This is a genomic window from Streptomyces sp. NPDC034099 (genome assembly GCF_055575415.1).
This window is the reverse complement of the sequence record NZ_JBVISR010000009.1, coordinates 225,351-240,458: the sequence shown is the minus strand read 5'-3', so window position 1 is coordinate 240,458 and position 15,108 is coordinate 225,351. Positions and strand designations below refer to the sequence as shown.

At 70.6% G+C, this 15,108-nt stretch carries 13 protein-coding genes and 1 tRNA gene; 4 read left to right on the top strand and 10 right to left on the bottom strand.

What is annotated here, in order from left to right; genetic code table 11:
- The first annotated feature begins 220 nt into the window (after positions 1-220).
- Positions 221-1,579, top strand: coding sequence for a pyridoxal phosphate-dependent decarboxylase family protein (locus ACZ56V_RS25690; RefSeq protein ID WP_468945510.1), 1,359 nt, complete (start codon positions 221-223; stop codon positions 1,577-1,579).
- Complete coding sequence (locus tag ACZ56V_RS25685; RefSeq protein ID WP_398912670.1) at positions 1,576-2,988, top strand: lysine N(6)-hydroxylase/L-ornithine N(5)-oxygenase family protein; 1,413 nt, start codon at positions 1,576-1,578, stop codon at positions 2,986-2,988. Before ACZ56V_RS25690 ends, ACZ56V_RS25685 begins: the two co-directional genes overlap by 4 nt.
- 25 nt (positions 2,989-3,013) lie before the next feature.
- On the opposite strand, the gene ACZ56V_RS25680 is transcribed toward ACZ56V_RS25685, so the two are convergent.
- Positions 3,014-4,822: a bifunctional metallophosphatase/5'-nucleotidase gene (locus ACZ56V_RS25680; protein WP_356362941.1), complete on the bottom strand. Its 1,809-nt coding sequence runs from the start codon at positions 4,820-4,822 to the stop codon at positions 3,014-3,016.
- 215 nt (positions 4,823-5,037) lie between these two features.
- Here ACZ56V_RS25680 and pyk point away from each other — a divergent pair, with 215 nt between their 5' ends.
- Complete coding sequence (pyk, locus tag ACZ56V_RS25675; protein WP_356362939.1) at positions 5,038-6,468, top strand: pyruvate kinase; 1,431 nt, start codon at positions 5,038-5,040, stop codon at positions 6,466-6,468.
- Between the two features lie 50 nt (positions 6,469-6,518).
- Here the strand turns inward: pyk and ACZ56V_RS25670 are convergent.
- A tRNA-Leu gene (locus ACZ56V_RS25670) sits at positions 6,519-6,592 on the bottom strand.
- Between the two features lie 101 nt (positions 6,593-6,693).
- Between ACZ56V_RS25670 and ACZ56V_RS25665 the strand changes: the two genes are divergently transcribed.
- The gene (locus tag ACZ56V_RS25665) at positions 6,694-7,350 is read left to right on the top strand and encodes an ANTAR domain-containing response regulator (protein ID WP_104635570.1); all 657 of its coding nucleotides are present in this window, start codon (positions 6,694-6,696) and stop codon (positions 7,348-7,350) included.
- A gap of 79 nt (positions 7,351-7,429) precedes the next feature.
- On the opposite strand, the gene ACZ56V_RS25660 is transcribed toward ACZ56V_RS25665, so the two are convergent.
- The 8 genes from ACZ56V_RS25660 to ACZ56V_RS25625 form a co-directional block, all read right to left on the bottom strand.
- Positions 7,430-8,146 (bottom strand): ABC transporter ATP-binding protein, encoded by a 717-nt coding sequence (locus tag ACZ56V_RS25660; RefSeq protein ID WP_109031890.1) that lies wholly within the window; start codon positions 8,144-8,146, stop codon positions 7,430-7,432.
- Entirely contained in the window at positions 8,143-9,066 is a 924-nt protein-coding gene (locus ACZ56V_RS25655) for an ABC transporter ATP-binding protein (protein ID WP_398912663.1), read from the bottom strand. Before ACZ56V_RS25655 ends, ACZ56V_RS25660 begins: the two co-directional genes overlap by 4 nt.
- 5 nt (positions 9,067-9,071) lie before the next feature.
- Positions 9,072-10,898 (bottom strand): branched-chain amino acid ABC transporter permease, encoded by a 1,827-nt coding sequence (locus tag ACZ56V_RS25650; protein ID WP_398912661.1) that lies wholly within the window; start codon positions 10,896-10,898, stop codon positions 9,072-9,074.
- Positions 10,899-10,903: 5 nt separating this feature from the next.
- Positions 10,904-11,836 (bottom strand): branched-chain amino acid ABC transporter permease, encoded by a 933-nt coding sequence (locus ACZ56V_RS25645; protein ID WP_030185939.1) that lies wholly within the window; start codon positions 11,834-11,836, stop codon positions 10,904-10,906.
- Positions 11,837-11,959: 123 nt separating this feature from the next.
- The gene (locus tag ACZ56V_RS25640) at positions 11,960-13,195 is read right to left on the bottom strand and encodes a branched-chain amino acid ABC transporter substrate-binding protein (protein WP_468945504.1); all 1,236 of its coding nucleotides are present in this window, start codon (positions 13,193-13,195) and stop codon (positions 11,960-11,962) included.
- A gap of 287 nt (positions 13,196-13,482) precedes the next feature.
- The gene (locus ACZ56V_RS25635; RefSeq protein WP_398912887.1) at positions 13,483-14,085 is read right to left on the bottom strand and encodes a Tat pathway signal sequence domain protein; all 603 of its coding nucleotides are present in this window, start codon (positions 14,083-14,085) and stop codon (positions 13,483-13,485) included.
- Positions 14,082-14,522 (bottom strand): hypothetical protein, encoded by a 441-nt coding sequence (locus tag ACZ56V_RS25630; RefSeq protein ID WP_468945502.1) that lies wholly within the window; start codon positions 14,520-14,522, stop codon positions 14,082-14,084. The genes ACZ56V_RS25635 and ACZ56V_RS25630 overlap by 4 nt, the downstream gene beginning before the upstream one ends.
- A gap of 103 nt (positions 14,523-14,625) precedes the next feature.
- Positions 14,626-15,105, bottom strand: a complete 480-nt coding sequence (locus ACZ56V_RS25625; RefSeq protein ID WP_468945499.1) for a PaaI family thioesterase — start codon at positions 15,103-15,105, stop codon at positions 14,626-14,628.
- Positions 15,106-15,108 lie beyond the last annotated feature (3 nt).

Sequence of the window (15,108 nt, the reverse complement as noted above, 5' to 3'; positions counted from 1 at the left end):
GGCCCGGTTCTCGGGTTGGGCGAGGAGGTGGGGGGGGGGGGGGAGGACGGGGGGGGAAAGCGGGGGGGGGGGAGGGCGACTTCGGAAGAAACCCCCCCCCGCGGCCGGCCGAGAGCCGCCGGGATACCCCTTTCGGGTTGTGATCGCTGAGCTGTCCGGGCGTACCCGCCCTTCCGCGTGGAAGCTGGAACCCCAGCCCCCCGTGCCCGGAGGACAGCTCATGGGCATGCCGCCCCTCGCCTCGGGCCCGCACGGCACCGACGCCCTGCGGCCCCTGCTCGACACCGTGCTCGACGCCCTGCGCGCCGGCACGGCCGCACGCGGCGGCCCGCTGCCCGCGGGCGGCCCCGGTGCCGTCGCCGCCCGGGTGGCGGACGCGGCCGGCGAGATCCTGCCCGACCGGGGCGACCCCGAGGCGCTCCGCGTCCTGGTCACCGCGCTCGCCGAGGGCGCCGCCGACCCCGCCCACCCCCTGTGCGCGGCCCATCTGCACACCCCGCCGCTCGCCGTCGCGGCCGCCGCCGACCTCGCCGCGAGCGTCCTCAACCCCTCCCTCGACTCCTGGGACCAGGCACCCGCCGCCTCCGCCCTCGAGGCCCTCGTCACCCGCGCCCTCGCCCGGGAGACCGGCGCCGCCGACGCCGTCGTCACCACCGGCGGCACCGAGTCCAACCAGCTCGCCGTGCTGCTCGCCCGCGAACGGCACGGCGCAGGCCTGCGGCTGGTCCACGGGGCCGGCGCCCACCACTCGCTGCCCCGCGCCGCCTGGCTGCTCGGGCTGCCCGAACCCGTCGTCGTCCCCGCCCCCGCCGGCACCCTCGACCCCGCCGCCCTCGACGAGGCCCTCACCCAGATCCCCGGCCCGCACCTCGTCGCCGCCACCGCGGGCACCACCGACGCCGGACTCATCGACCCGCTGCCCGAGATCGCCGACCGCTGCGCCGTCCACGGCGCCCGCCTCCACGTCGACGCCGCCTACGGCGCCGGCCTGCTGTTCAGCGACCGGCACCGCGCGCGGCTCGCGGGGCTGGAGGCCGCCGACACCGTCGCCCTGGACCTGCACAAGCTCGGCTGGCAGCCGATCCCCGCCGGCCTCCTCACCGTCGCGGACCCCGACGACCTCGCCGCCCTCCACCACCGCGCCGACTACCTCAACGCCGACGACGACACCGACGCGGGCCTCCCCGATCTCCTCTCACGCTCCCCGCGCACCAGCCGCCGCCCCGACGTCCTGAAGACCGCCGTCACCCTCAAGACCCTGGGCCGCGCCGGGCTGGGCGCCCTCGTCGACGCGGTCTGCTCCCTGGCCCAGGAACTCGCCGGACTGGTCGAGGCCCACCCCGGGTTCGCACTGCACGCCCCGCCCGCCATCAGCACGGTCCTGTTCCGGCCCGCGGGGGCGACCGACGACGACGTCGCCGCCGTACGCCGCGCGCTGCTCACCACCGGCAGCGCCGTCCTCGGCCGCGCCCGCGCCGACGGCCGGCTCTGGCTCAAGGCGACCCTGCTGAACCCTCACACCCGCCCAGGCGACCTCGCAGCACTCCTGACGCTCGTGGAAGGACACGTCCCGCGATGAACACCCCCGCGCACGACACCCCCGACGCCCCCCGCGACCTCGTCGGCATCGGCATCGGCCCCTTCAACCTCTCCCTCGCGGCCCTCGCCGACCCCCTCACCGGCCTCGACGCCGTCTTCTACGACCAGCGCCCCGGCTTCCGCTGGCACCCCGGCCTGCTCCTCGACGGCGCGCGCGTCCAGGTGCCCTTCCTCGCCGACCTGGTCACCCTCGTCGACCCGGCGAGCCCCTGGAGCTTCCTCAGCCACCTCAGGGCCAGAGAACGCCTCTTCCCCTTCTACTTCGCCGAACGCTTCCACATCGAGCGCGCCGAGTACGACGCCTACTGCCGCTGGGTCGCCGAGAACCTGCCCGCGCTCCGCTTCCACCACCAGGTCGACGCCGTCCGCTGGAACCCCGACCGCGACCTCTTCGAGGTCGACTACACCCAGCTCGACGCCGACGGGGAGGCCGAGGCCCTCGGCCGCACCCACACCAGGAACGTCGTCCTCGGCATCGGCACCGAACCCCACGTCCCCGACCCGCTCAGGCCCCTCGCCGAGGACCCCGCCGTCCCCGTCGTGCACGCCGCCGACTACCTCCGCCACCGCGACACGCTCCTGGCCGCCGGGCACGTCACCGTCATCGGCACCGGCCAGTCCGGCGCGGAGGTCTTCCTCGACCTGCTCCGCCACCGCCCCGCCGGCCGCGAGCGGCTGCACTGGCTGGGCCGTACCGAGGCCCTCGCGCCCATGGAGTACTCCAAGCTCGGCCTCGAACACTTCACCCCCGACTACACCCGCTACTTCCACGGCCTGGCCGAACCGGTCCGCGACCGCCTCGTCGCCGCCCAGTGGCAGCTGCACAAGGGCATCGACGCCGACACCACCGCCGCCATCCACGACGAGCTGTACCGGCGCACCCTCGACGGCGGCTGGCCCGACACCACCCTCACCCCCGGCGTCCACGTCCGCACCGCCGGCCGCATCGCCGCCACCCAGGTCGAGCTCCACCTGGAACACGAGCAGCAGAAGACCCGCTCCCGCCTCACCACCGACGCCGTCGTCCTCGCCACCGGCCACCGCGAACGCCCGCTCGGCCGCCTCCTCGCCGGTCTCGACCCGTACATGCGGCGCGACAACTCCGAACGCCCCCGCGTCGACGACCGCCACCGCCTCGTCCTGGACCCGTGTGTCACCGGCTCCGTCTACGTCCAGAACGCCGAGACGCACACCCACGGGGTCGGCACGCCCGACCTGGGCCTCGCCGCCTGGCGCAGCGCGACCATCCTCAACGACCTCACCGGGCGCGAGCCGTACCCGCTGCCCGCCCGCACCGCCTTCACCACCTTCGGCCTAGAGGGCGGCCGGCCCCAGATCCCGTCCGCCCGCCACCACCGGGCGCTCACCCCTCTGGTGGACGGAGTCTGAGAGGCGGCCGCCTCCGGCGGGCCGGTCAGAACACCGGCGTGCCGTCGCGCGTCAGCGACCAGTCCACGGACGCGAAGTCCTTCGGGTCCAGCACGCCCTTCGCGGTCGCCCACTCCGCGATCCGGGTGCGGATCTCCGTCGACTCCGACCACAGCTCCTTGGCCGACGCCACGTGCGGGAAGGCGCCGCCGCCGTTGGCCCGGTAGTTGTTCACGGCCAGCACGAACTGCTGGGCGTCGTCCAGCGGGGCACCGCCGTAGCTGAGGTTCCTGATCCGAGAACCGGCCGCCTGCGCCACGTCGATCTCGTACTTCAGCCCCGACACGTAGTCGTAGTTGTAGTCCGGACGGCCGTTCGCGTTGGTCAGCTTGTCCACGTCCACCGGCGCACCGGCGGCCGTCCGCACGTAGTACTCCGCCGAGTACTCCAGGTACGCCCGCAGCTGCGCGCCCGTCAGCAGCTTCGCGACCAGCGTGTTGTCGTACACGTACAGGCTCGACAGGTCCCGGATCGTCACGTCGCCGGCCGGGATCTCGGAGGTCCGCGAGAAGGGCGACGCCTGCGCGAGGACCGGCAGCGCGGCGTACTCCGTGCCCGCCAGCGCCTCCTTGACCACGTCCTCCTGCACCTTGGTGATCAGGTCGATGATCGGGGCGTCCTTGTACCGCGCCTCGACCGTGGTCAGCGTCTCGGTGGCGGTGCCGACGACCTGGTTGACGTACGCCACGACCTTCTCGTGCTCGTCCGCCAGCAGCCTCGTGATCCGCGGGTCGTCCTCGACCGCGTTGGAGTTGCGCAGCGAGGCCTTCACCGACTCGACGTGCCAGCGGCCCCGCTCGAAGACCAGCTCGAAGTCGAACAGGGTGAGCCGCTCGGCGTAGCACAGCGGCTCCGACAGCACGACCGTCTTCCCGGTCCGCTCGTTGACGACCTTCAGCTCGGCGATCTCCTCGTGCGCGTGCCCGACGAGGATGGCGTCGATGCCCGGCACCTGCCGGGCCACGTTGGCCGCCGCGTTCTCGACGTAGGGGACCTGGTCACCGTAGGAGGACGTGCCCGAGGAGCCCGAGTGGGCGGAGACGACCACCACGTCCGCGCCCATCGAACGCAGCTTCGGCACCCACTTGGCCGCCTGCTCCTCCAGCCCCGGGAAGGCCAGCTTCCCCTGGACGTACGCCTTGTCCCAGATCGCGATGCCGGGGTTGGTCAGCCCCAGCACCGCCACCTTCACCGGCGGCGCGCCCTTCACCCGGAACGTCTTCATGAAGTACGGCGGGAAGGCGGGCTTCAGGGTCTTGGCGTCGACCGCGTTCGCCCCGAGCAGCGGGAAGTCGCACTGCTCCTCGAACCGGCGCAGCGTCTCGATGCCGTAGTTGAACTCGTGGTTGCCGAGGGCCACCGCGTCGTAGCCGATGGCGTTCATCGCCTGTGCCATCGGGTGCACCGGACCGCCCTCGGCGGTGATCGGGTCCACCTTCGCGTAGTAGTACGTCAGCGGGGTGCCCTGAATGGTGTCGCCCGCGTCCAGCAGCAGGGTGTTGTGGCGGCCCTTCTCCTCGCGGACCTGGTCCACCAGGGTGGAGATCCGGCCGAGGCCCTGGGCGTTGCCCGCCGTGTCCGTGTACTCGGCGTCCTTGAAGTAGTCCCAGTTGAAGACGTGTCCGTGCAGGTCGGTGGTGCCGAGCACGGTCAGCGCGTACCGCTTGGGCTTCCGGCGGCCCCGGTGCGCGGGGGCCGCGGCCTCGGCCGCCGGAGCAGCCGCCGCGCCGGCCAGGGCGACCCCCGCCCCCGTCACGGCGGACCTGCTCAGGAACGTGCGGCGGTTCAACGGCATGACTGACTCTCCTCGGTGGACCCGCGCAGACAGTGGCAACGCGCGTAGATTCTGTCCTGAACATGTCTCCTGTCAAGAGGTGCAGTCCCATTCGAATGCTCATCGGAGCGGCTTGCCGCACAATTCAACACTTGTCAATATCCCTTTACTCAAAGGTTGTTGAGTGGTCATGCGTGGCCAATTCGCTACCCGGCAGTAAGTCATAGGCTCGACTCATGCGCCGAGCAAAGATCGTCTGTACTCTTGGGCCCGCCACCGACTCGTACGACCAGATCAAGGACCTGGTCGACGCCGGTATGGACATCGCCCGCTTCAATTTCAGCCACGGCACCCACGCCGAGCACGAGGAGCGCTACCGCCGGGTCCGCAAGGCGTCCGACGAGACGGGCCGCAGCGTCGGCACCCTCGCGGACCTTCAGGGTCCGAAGATCCGCCTCGGCCACTTCGGTGAGGGGCCCGTACTCCTTGAACGCGGCGACAGCTTCACCATCACCGTCGAGGAGGGCGTCGAGGGCGACCGCCACACCTGCGGCACGACGTACGCGGGCCTCGCCGAGGACGTCACCCCCGGTGAGCGCGTCCTCGTCGACGACGGCAGGGTCTGCCTGGAGGTGACCGGCGTCGACGGGCCGCGCGTGCGCACCAGGGTGGTCGAGGGCGGCATGGTCTCCGACCACAAGGGCCTCAACCTGCCCGGCGTCGCGGTGTCCGTGCCCGCCCTGTCGAAGAAGGACGAGGACGACCTGCGCTGGGCGCTGCGCAGCGGCTTCGACGTCGTGGCGCTGTCCTTCGTGCGCAGCGGGCGGGACGTCCTCGAGGTGCACCGCATCATGGACGAGGAGGGCCGCCGCCTGCCCGTGATCGCCAAGGTCGAGAAGCCGCAGGCCGTGGAGAACATCGAGGACATCGTCGCGGCCTTCGACGGGATCATGGTCGCCCGGGGCGACCTCGGTGTCGAGATGCCCCTGGAGCAGGTGCCGATCGTCCAGAAGCGCGCCATCAAGCTGGCCAAGCGCAACGCCAAGCCGGTCATCGTCGCCACCCAGATGCTCGACTCGATGATCGACAACGCCCGCCCGACCCGCGCGGAGGCCTCCGACGTCGCCAACGCGGTCATCGACGGCACGGACGCGGTGATGCTCTCCGGCGAGACCAGCGTGGGCAAGCACGCGACCGACACGGTGCGCACGATGGCCCGGATCGTCGAAGCGGCGGAGGAGGACATCCTGGCCAAGGGGCTGCCCCCGCTGACCGACCGCAACAAGCCTCGCACCCAGGGCGGAGCGGTCGCCCGCGCGGCGGCCGAGATGGGCGACTTCCTCGGCGCGAAGTTCCTGGTCGCCTTCACCCAGTCCGGCGACACCGTCCGCCGCCTGTCCCGCTACCGCTCGCCCATTCCGCTGCTCGCCTTCACCCCGGAACCGGCGACCCGCTCGCAACTGAGCCTGACCTGGGGCGTGGAGACGTTCCTCGGCCCGCACGTGGACTCCACGGACGCGATGGTCGACCAGGTGGACGAGCTGCTCACCCGGTACGGGCGGTGCGAGAAGGGGGACACCGTGGTCATCACGGCCGGTTCTCCGCCGGGGGTGTCCGGCACGACGAACCTGGTGCGGGTGCACCACATCGGGGAGGACGACCGCTGAACGGGTGTCCCCGCGGCGGACTTCGGGATGCCTTCGAAACGAAGGTAAAGTGCCCCGGGTGGGACTCGAACCCACACTGAATGCCTTTTGAGGGCATCGTCTCTGCCGATTGGACTACCGGAGCCTCTTCGAACCGAAGGTCAGTGTAGCCCCTCGGTGACTCAAACATACAGGAGCTAGGTAGGCTCTTGTCAGCAGTACCCCTGCCCCGAACGAGGAGCCCACGTGACCGCCCCCGAGTCGCCCCAGCCCGTAGACGTGCCCGACGACGACCAGTCGCACGTGCCTCCGCTGACGACCCGTGTCGTCATCGCCGAGGACGAGGCGCTCATCCGGCTGGACCTCAAAGAGATGCTGGAGGAGGAGGGGTACTCCGTCGTCGGTGAGGCCGGTGACGGTGAGCAGGCCGTGGAGCTGGCCCGCGAGCACCGGCCCGACCTGGTGATCCTCGACGTCAAGATGCCCAAGCTCGACGGCATCTCCGCGGCCGAGAAGATCGCCGAGGAGAGCATCGCGCCGGTGCTGATGCTGACCGCCTTCTCGCAGCGCGACCTGGTGGAGCGGGCCCGGGACGCCGGAGCCATGGCGTACCTCGTGAAGCCGTTCAGCAAGAGCGACGTCGTGCCGGCGATCGAGATGGCCGTCTCGCGGTTCACGGAGCTGAAGGCGCTTGAGAAGGAGGTCGCCGACCTCAGCCTCCGCCTGGAGACCCGCAAGCTGGTGGACCGCGCCAAGTCGGTGCTCCAGACGGAGTACGGGCTGACCGAGCCGGCCGCCTTCCGGTGGATCCAGAAGACCTCCATGGACCGGCGGATGTCGATGCAGCAGGTGGCCGAGGCGGTCATCCAGGACGCCGAGGAGAAGAAGGCGTCCAAGGGCTGAGTCCTTCGGCGCACGCACGAGTGAGGCCCGCGTCCCCGATCGGGGGCGCGGGCCTCACTCGTACGGTTTCCCGGGGGCGTCAGTCCTCGCCGAGGTAGGCCTTGCGGACCGACTCGTCGTGCAGCAGGTCCTGGCCGCTGCCGGACAGGACGATGTTGCCGACCTCCATGACGTGGCCGTGGTCGGCCAGGGACAGGGCGGCCTGGGCGTTCTGCTCGACGAGCAGGATCGTGGTGCCCTGCGACTTCAGCTCCGCGATCGTCGCCATGATCTTCTGCATCATGATCGGCGAGAGGCCCATGGAGGGCTCGTCGAGCATGAGCAGCTTGGGCTGCGACATCAGGGCACGGCCCATGGCGAGCATCTGCTGCTCACCGCCGGACAGGGTGCCCGCGGCCTGCTTGCGGCGTTCACCGAGGATCGGGAAGAGGTCGTAGGCGCGCTGGATGTCCTTCTCGATGCCCGGCCGGTCGCTGCGCAGGAAGGCGCCGAGGCGCAGATTGTCCTCGATCGTCATGCGCGGGAAGATGTGCCGCCCCTCGGGGGAGTGGGCGAGCCCCAGCGAGACGATCTGGTGCGCGGGGACCTTCTTGAGCGACTTGCCGCCGAACTTGATCTGACCGCCGACCGGCTTCAGCAGCCCCGACAGGGTGCGCAGCGTCGTGGTCTTGCCGGCGCCGTTGGTGCCGATGAGGGTGACCACCTCACCGGCGTCCACCTTGAAGGAGATGCCCTTGACGGCCTCGATCTTGCCGTAGGCGACGCGGAGGTCCTCGACCTCGAGCAGTGCGGTCATCGGTCGTTCTCCTTGCCGGCCGCGGTGTCCGTGGTGGTGTCCGCCCCGGAGGCCTTGGCCGCCTCGGCGGCCTCCACCTCGGCGGCCTCCGCGGCCCCGGGGTCGTCGGCGAGGGGCTCGCCGAGGTAGGCGGCGACCACGCGTTCGTCGCCCTGCACCGTGGCGCTGTCGCCCTCGACGAGCTTCTCGCCCTGCACGAGGACGGCGACGCGGTCGCAGAGGTTGAAGATGAACCGCATGTCGTGCTCGATGACGAGGACGGCGATGCCCTGGTCGCGGATGGCGAAGACCAGTTCCTCGGTGGCCCGCGTCTCCTGCGGGTTCATGCCGGCCGTCGGCTCGTCCAGGAGCAGCAGCCCCGGCTCGCTGGCCAGCGCGCGGGCGATCTCCAGCTTGCGCTGCTCGCCGTAGGGCAGGTTGCGCGCGAGGTGGTCGGCCTTGGGGGAGAGGCCCACGAACTCCAGCAGTTCCATGGCGCGTTCGCGGGAGGCGGCCTCCGCGCGGTGGAAGCCGGGACCGCGCAGCACGGCCGACCAGAAGCCCTCCTTGGTCCGCGTGTGCCGGCCGACGAGGACGTTCTCCAGAACGGTCATGTTGCCGAACAGCCGGATGTTCTGGAAGGTACGGGCGATGCCGGCGGCGGTCACCTTGAAGGACTTGGCCGGCAGAACCTGGCCCTTGTAGCGGACCTCGCCCTCGGTCGGGATGTAGAGGCCGGTCAGGCAGTTGAAGAAGGTCGTCTTGCCGGCGCCGTTGGGGCCGATCAGGCCGACGATCTCGCCGCTGTTGACGGTGAGGTCGACGCCGTTCACGGCGGTCAGTCCGCCGAAGCGCATCGTGACACCGCGCGCGTCGAGGATGGTGGTGCCGGGGGCCGGGGCGCCCGGTGCGGTGTCCTTGGTGGTGGTGTCGGTGGTCATGGTGGTCAGGCCCCTGTCTTGCTCAGGGTGGTGGGCGCTTCGGCCTCTTCGTGGAATTCCAGCTTGCGGCGCTTGTTGGCGATGAGGCCTTCGGGACGGAAGCGCATGAGCAGGACGAGCGCGAGTCCGAAGGCGAAGAGTTGGTAGTCGCCGAGGAACTGGAGCTTGTTGGGGATCAGGAAGAGCAGCGAGGCGCCGATGAGCGGACCCGCGATGGTGCCCATGCCGCCGAGCACGACCGCGGCGAGCAGGAAGGCGGAGTTGGGCGGGGTGGTGCCCGCGAAGAGGTACTGCTCGGGCGTGACCGTGTAGGTCACGTGCGCCTGCACGGTGCCGGCCAGGCCCGCGAGGGTGGCGCCGACGGCGAACGCGATGAGCTTGACGCGGAAGCCGTTGATGCCCATCGCCAGGGCGGCGGTCTCGTCCTCGCGGATGGCGACCCAGGCCCGGCCGATACGGGAGTCGCCGCTGCGTCGGAAGACGAGGACGACGACGGCCGTGATGATCAGCATCAGGAAGAAGTAGTTGGCGAAGCGGCCGATCGCGAAGCCGCCGATGTCGTGCTGAACGCCGAGGTCCAGACCGAGGATCTTGAGGTCCGGGATGGACGAGACGCCGTTGGAGCCGTTGGTGAGGTCCGGTCCCGAGGTGCCGTCCAGGTTGTTGGCGGTGATGCGGAAGATCTCACCGAAGCCGAGCGTCACGATGGCGAGGTAGTCGCCACGCAGCCGCAGGGTCGGGGCGCCGATGAGCACACCGAAAACGAGCGAGGCGAGGGCACCGACGATGACCGCGGCCCAGAAGGGGAAGTGCACGTCGAACGGCGAGCTGGGTGAACCGGAGACCAGCGCGGCCGCGTAGGCGCCGACGCCGAGGAAGGCGACGTATCCGAGGTCGAGCAGGCCCGCGAGGCCGACGACGATGTTCAGGCCCAGGGCGACCGTGGCGAAGATGAGGATGTAGACGCCGAGCGTGGCGTACTGGTCGTCGGACTGCGTGAAGGGGAAGCAGGCCGCCGCGACGAACGCGCCGCAGACGGTGATGTTCTGGTGCCGGGAGGTGATCTCCGTGGCCTGGGCGATCAGACCGGCCCGGTGCGCGGCGGCGAAGCCGAGCCCGGCGACGATCAGGAAGCCGACGAAGAGCTCGTCGTACTCGGTGCCGATGCCGTAGGTGAAGACGAGCAGGGCGATCGCGAGGACGGCGACGATGATCAGGATCTCGGCGTAGGACGGCAGGGCGCGCACGGGGCGCGGGGTGCCGGTGGCGAAGGCCGCCCTGACGGTCTGCCAGTTGTGGGAGGCGGTGTGCTTGAACTGCTCCCAGCCGGTGTCGTCGGGGTCGATCGGGTCCGGTTCGGGGCGCTCGAAGGGGAGCGAGAGGGAACCGACGAGGGCGATCAGGGTGGCGGCCGCGGCGACGTAACCGCCGGGCTCCAGGTTGACCAGGCCGCCGAGCTGGGCGCTGATCGCGACGATCGTGTACCAGGTGGTCGCGAAGGCAGCGAGGGCGGCGAACTTCAGCGCCGCGTCGGCGCCGGCGGGCACGAGCCAGCGCAGCCCCTTGACGCCGTACGAGGCGAGGCCGAACAGCATGGTGAGGGCGCCGGCGACCAGCACCAGCACCTGGAGGCCGCCCGGGTAGCCGTAGACGGTGAGGTCGCCGGGGAACGCGGCGGTCCACGTCCAGGCCAGGAAGGTCGAGACGACGGTGAGGACGCCGCCGCCGGTGGCGAGGGCGCGGCCGAGGGGCGCGGGTATGCCGATGAGGCTGGAGGTGTCGGCCGCGGCGGAGGCGCCGGCCGTCTTCGGAGCGGTGGTCTGTGTGGTCATCGGTGTCACGCCCTGTCCGCAACGCGTTCGCCGAGCAGGCCCTGTGGCCTGAACAGCAGCACGAGGATGAGGAGGATGAAGGCCCAGACGTCCGCCCAGGACTGGCTGCCGAGCTTGTCCAGACCGGGCACGTCGGCAATGTAGGCGGTGGCCAGGGTCTCGGCGACACCGAGGACGACACCGCCGATCATGGCGCCGTAGATGTTGCCGATGCCGCCGAGGACGGCGGCGGTGAAGGCCTTGAGGCCGAGGATGAAGCCCATCCGGAAGTCGATGTCGCCGTACTTCAGGCCGTTGGCGACTCCGCCGACGGCGGCGAAGACGGCACCGAGGGCGAAGGCGACCACGATGATGCGGTCCGTGTTGACACCCATCAGCTTGGCGGTGTCCGGGTCCTGCGCGGTGGCCTGCATGCCGCGTCCGGTGCGGGTGCGCATCACGAAGTAGGCGAGGATGGCCATGCTGACCGGGGCTGCGACGAGCAGGAAGATGTCGCCGGTCTGGATGGTGACGCTGCCGATGTGGAACGGCCCGCCCTCGATCTGCGGGAAGCTGATCTTCGACTTGGCGCCGGGGTACCAGGCCCACACCGCCTGCTGGAGGGCGAGGGAGAGGCCGATGGCGGTGATGAGGGGGGCGAGGCGGGGGGCCCCGCGCAGCGGGCGATAGGCGAACCGTTCCGCCCCGACGGCCACGGTGACGGAGACCACCATCGCGCCGATGAGCATGAGGGGAAGGGCGATCAGCATGGAGGTGCCGTCGGGCAGGATGTACAGATAGACCGTGAGCGCGCCGAAGGCGCCGGTCATGAAGATCTCGCCGTGGGCGAAGTTGATGAGCTGGACGATGCCATAGACCATCGTGTAGCCGATGGCGACCAGCCCGTACATGGATCCCAGTAGCAGGCCGTTGACCAGCTGCTGCGGCAGTTCGTTCACCGCATGTCCTCCGAGACGTTCGGAAATTTCGACGGATGTGGCCGGATGCGAGTCCGCGCGGGGCGCCTGTGGAACAGCGCCCCGCGCGGCTCGTGATCACGTGAGCAGTGATGCGGAGGTGGGTCAGCCGGTGTAGGTGCCGGACTTCACCGACGCCCATGCACCGTTCTTGACGGCGTACACGGTGAGCTGCTTGTTCGTCGCGTCACCGAACTCGTCGAAGGAGACCTTTCCGGTCACACCGTCGAAGGAGACGTTCTGCATGGCCTCGGTGACCTTGGCGCGGGCGTCGTCGGGAAGCTTCCCGTCGTTGTCCTCGACGACCTTCTTGACAGCCTCGATGATCGCCCAGGCGGAGTCGTAGGAGTAGCCGCCGTACGCCTCGTAGGCCTCCTTGTAACCGGCGGCCTTGTAGTTGGCGACGAACTCCTTGGCGGAGGGCAGCTCCTCGACCGGGGCGCCGACGGAGGTCGCGAGGTCACCGGTGCCGCCGGCGCCGGCGAGCTTGATGAAGTCGGCGCTGTAGATGCCGTCACCGCCGACCACCGGGATCTTGGCACCGGCGGCCTTGATCTGCTTGCTGAGCGGACCGGCCTGCGGGTATTCGCCGCCGTAGTAGACGACGTCGGCGCCGGAGTTCTTGACCTTGGTGGCGACCGCGTTGAAGTCCTTGGTGTCCGGGTTGATGTGCTCGGTGCCCGCGACCTGGCCGCCGAGCTTCTTGAACTCCTCGGTGAAGGTGGCGGCCAGACCGGCGCCGTAGGTCTTCTTGTCGTCGATGACGAAGACCTTCTTCTTCTTGGCGTCGTTGTAGATGTACTGCGCGGCGAACGGGCCCTGGACGGCGTCCGTGGTCGCGGTGCGGAAGTACGACTTGTAGGGCCGGACCTTCTCCTTCTGCCAGTCCACACCCTGGGTGAGGGCGGGGTTGGTGTTGGCCGGGGAGACCTCGACCAGTTTGGCCGTGTCGAAGACCTTCTGCATGGACTCGCCGACCGAGGAGTTCAGCGGGCCGACGACACCGAGGACGTCGTCGTTGGCGACGAGCTTGGTGGCGTTCTGCTGGCCCACGGAGGGCTGGCCCTGGTCGTCGAGGGCCTCGACCTTGAAGGTGATGCCGTCGACGGTCTTCTCCTTGTTGGCCGTCTTGGCCGCGAGGTCCACCGAGTTCTTGATGCCGAGGCCGAGCGCGGACAGGTCGCCGGTCAGCGGGGCGTCGACGCCGATGACGACGGTGGTGCCCCCGCCGCCGTTGCCGGAGTCGGAGCCGCCGTCGTCGTCGCGCGAGCCGCAGGCGGTGAGGGTGAGCGCTCCCGCCGCCAGAGCGGCGGTGATGGCGATGAGCGAACGTTGACGCACGATCAGTCCTTTCCCTGGCACGGCCGCTTCCCCGTGGAGGCGGTCGAGTCGAGCGCGAGGCCGAAATGACAATCCGACGGCGCGGTGACTGGCCGTGACTCTAAGCGTGTGTGGGGAAGGTGGAGGAGGGTCTGGGTGAGGCTGTGACTCTCTTGTTATGACATCGGGTATTGCAGAGCGGTACTCGCTGGGAAGAAGGGCTGAATTCAGGCCGATTCGCCCTGTCCGCATGCTGAGAACCCGCAGGATGGACCGCCCGGGTTCAGGCGTCTGGGGCGTTTTGGTGATTACCTTGAATCGTTGCTGCAGGCGACCACAAGGGCCTGGGAGAGGTCCTGCGCATAGCGCGCGCCCAGGATGAAGCTGTGGGCTTCTATTGCGCGCGCATTACGCAGTGTTACATCCAGGAAAGGGAGTCCGGGATTCCGGGGCGCTTTTTCACATTCCGTCACCCGTAGCGTGACAATGATCTTGCGGGTGGAATGCGATTTTGTCAGGAAAGGTGCCGCCGGGGAGGACGTCACGGACAGCCCGTCGTAGGGCTGGGTCAGCCGGGTCACGGTGACGGGCGGTCCCGACCGCACGCTCAGCAGCACCGTGAAGCGGTAGCCGCCGGCCGTGGCTCCCGGCGAACCGGCCACCGGGGCCAGGTAGACGAGGTCGACCGCCTGGGACGGGTAGGGCGGAGGGGCGGGGGAAGCGGGGCGGGGCTGTGAACGGCTCGCGTACAGGTAGCCGCCGCCCGCCAGGACGACCAGGACGGCGCCGGAGGCGAGGACCGTCCGGCGGTGGCGCTCGTGGCGCAGCGCGAGGCGTCCGCGCGGCCGGGGCCGCGGGGCGTCCCGGACGCGGGTGTCCTCGCCCGGCTCGACCGGCCCGATGCCGCTCATCGCTGCCACGGGCCGACGCTCGGACCGCCGTCGCGGTACCGCTCGGCACACGCCCGGCGCACCTGGCGGTCGATCAGCTCGTCGGCGGCCGGGGCACCCTGGTGCCGCTCCCTGGCCCGTGCCGCGTCCACGACCTCCCGCAGGACGTCGTACTGCCGGTTGGACAGTCCCATCGACTGATAGTCGCCGTAGGGCTCGCCGCCGTCCAGCATCTCGCGCGCCCAGTACCCGACGGCGCTCACGCACAACTCCGCGCCGGACAACGGGCGCTGGGAGGGCGCGGCTGACGGCGACGACGTGGACGACCCGGACGCGCTGTGCGCGGCGCCGGGGGAACCGCCCGGTCCGTCGCCCGAGTTGCCGCAGCCGACGGCCACGACGGCCGTCGCCAGCGTCAGCGCCGCCCGTCCCCGCCGGAGTGCCCCTCCCCGCCCCATGCCCCGACGCTAGGACGCGGGACGACGGGCCGCAATGCCGCGGTCACGGGTGCCGCGGGCCGGTACCGGCCCGCACCGCACCACGGAGCGTCCGGCGAGGGTCTCAGCCCGCCGCGGCCCCGTCGCCGGGGTGCGCGTCCCGCAGCAGGCAGGTCAGCCGGGCCGTGCACACACGGCGGTCCTGCTCGTCACTGATCACGACCTCGTACGTCGCCGTCGACCGCCCCCGGTGCACCGGCGTGGCCACCCCGGTGACCAGGCCGGAGCGGGCCCCGCGGTGATGGGTGCAGTTCAGGTCGACACCGACGGCGATCTTGGAGGCGCCGCCGTGCAGCATCGAGCCGACCGACCCGAGCGTCTCGGCGAGCACGGCCGAGGCGCCGCCGTGCAGCAGCCCGTACGGCTGGGTGTTTCCCTCCACCGGCATCGTGCCGACGACCCGGTCCGCCGACGCCTCGACGATCTGGACGCCCATGCGCGTCCCCAGGTGCCCGGCGGAGAACAGCGCGGGCAGGTCGACGCCGAGCGCGGCGTACTCGTCGATGACCTCCTGCGGGAACTGCACCTGCTGCTGCTCGCCCATGGG

Coding starts and splice junctions, on each gene's coding strand:
- ACZ56V_RS25630 (WP_468945502.1), bottom strand. CDS start 14,522: ATGGGGCGGGGAGGGGCACTCCGGCGGGGACGGGCGGCGCTGACGCTG.
- ACZ56V_RS25685 (WP_398912670.1), top strand. CDS start 1,576: ATGAACACCCCCGCGCACGACACCCCCGACGCCCCCCGCGACCTCGTC.
- ACZ56V_RS25680 (WP_356362941.1), bottom strand. CDS start 4,822: ATGCCGTTGAACCGCCGCACGTTCCTGAGCAGGTCCGCCGTGACGGGG.
- ACZ56V_RS25690 (WP_468945510.1), top strand. CDS start 221: ATGGGCATGCCGCCCCTCGCCTCGGGCCCGCACGGCACCGACGCCCTG.
- ACZ56V_RS25655 (WP_398912663.1), bottom strand. CDS start 9,066: ATGACCACCGACACCACCACCAAGGACACCGCACCGGGCGCCCCGGCC.
- ACZ56V_RS25650 (WP_398912661.1), bottom strand. CDS start 10,898: ATGACCACACAGACCACCGCTCCGAAGACGGCCGGCGCCTCCGCCGCG.
- ACZ56V_RS25660 (WP_109031890.1), bottom strand. CDS start 8,146: ATGACCGCACTGCTCGAGGTCGAGGACCTCCGCGTCGCCTACGGCAAG.
- ACZ56V_RS25625 (WP_468945499.1), bottom strand. CDS start 15,105: ATGGGCGAGCAGCAGCAGGTGCAGTTCCCGCAGGAGGTCATCGACGAG.
- pyk (WP_356362939.1), top strand. CDS start 5,038: ATGCGCCGAGCAAAGATCGTCTGTACTCTTGGGCCCGCCACCGACTCG.
- ACZ56V_RS25635 (WP_398912887.1), bottom strand. CDS start 14,085: ATGAGCGGCATCGGGCCGGTCGAGCCGGGCGAGGACACCCGCGTCCGG.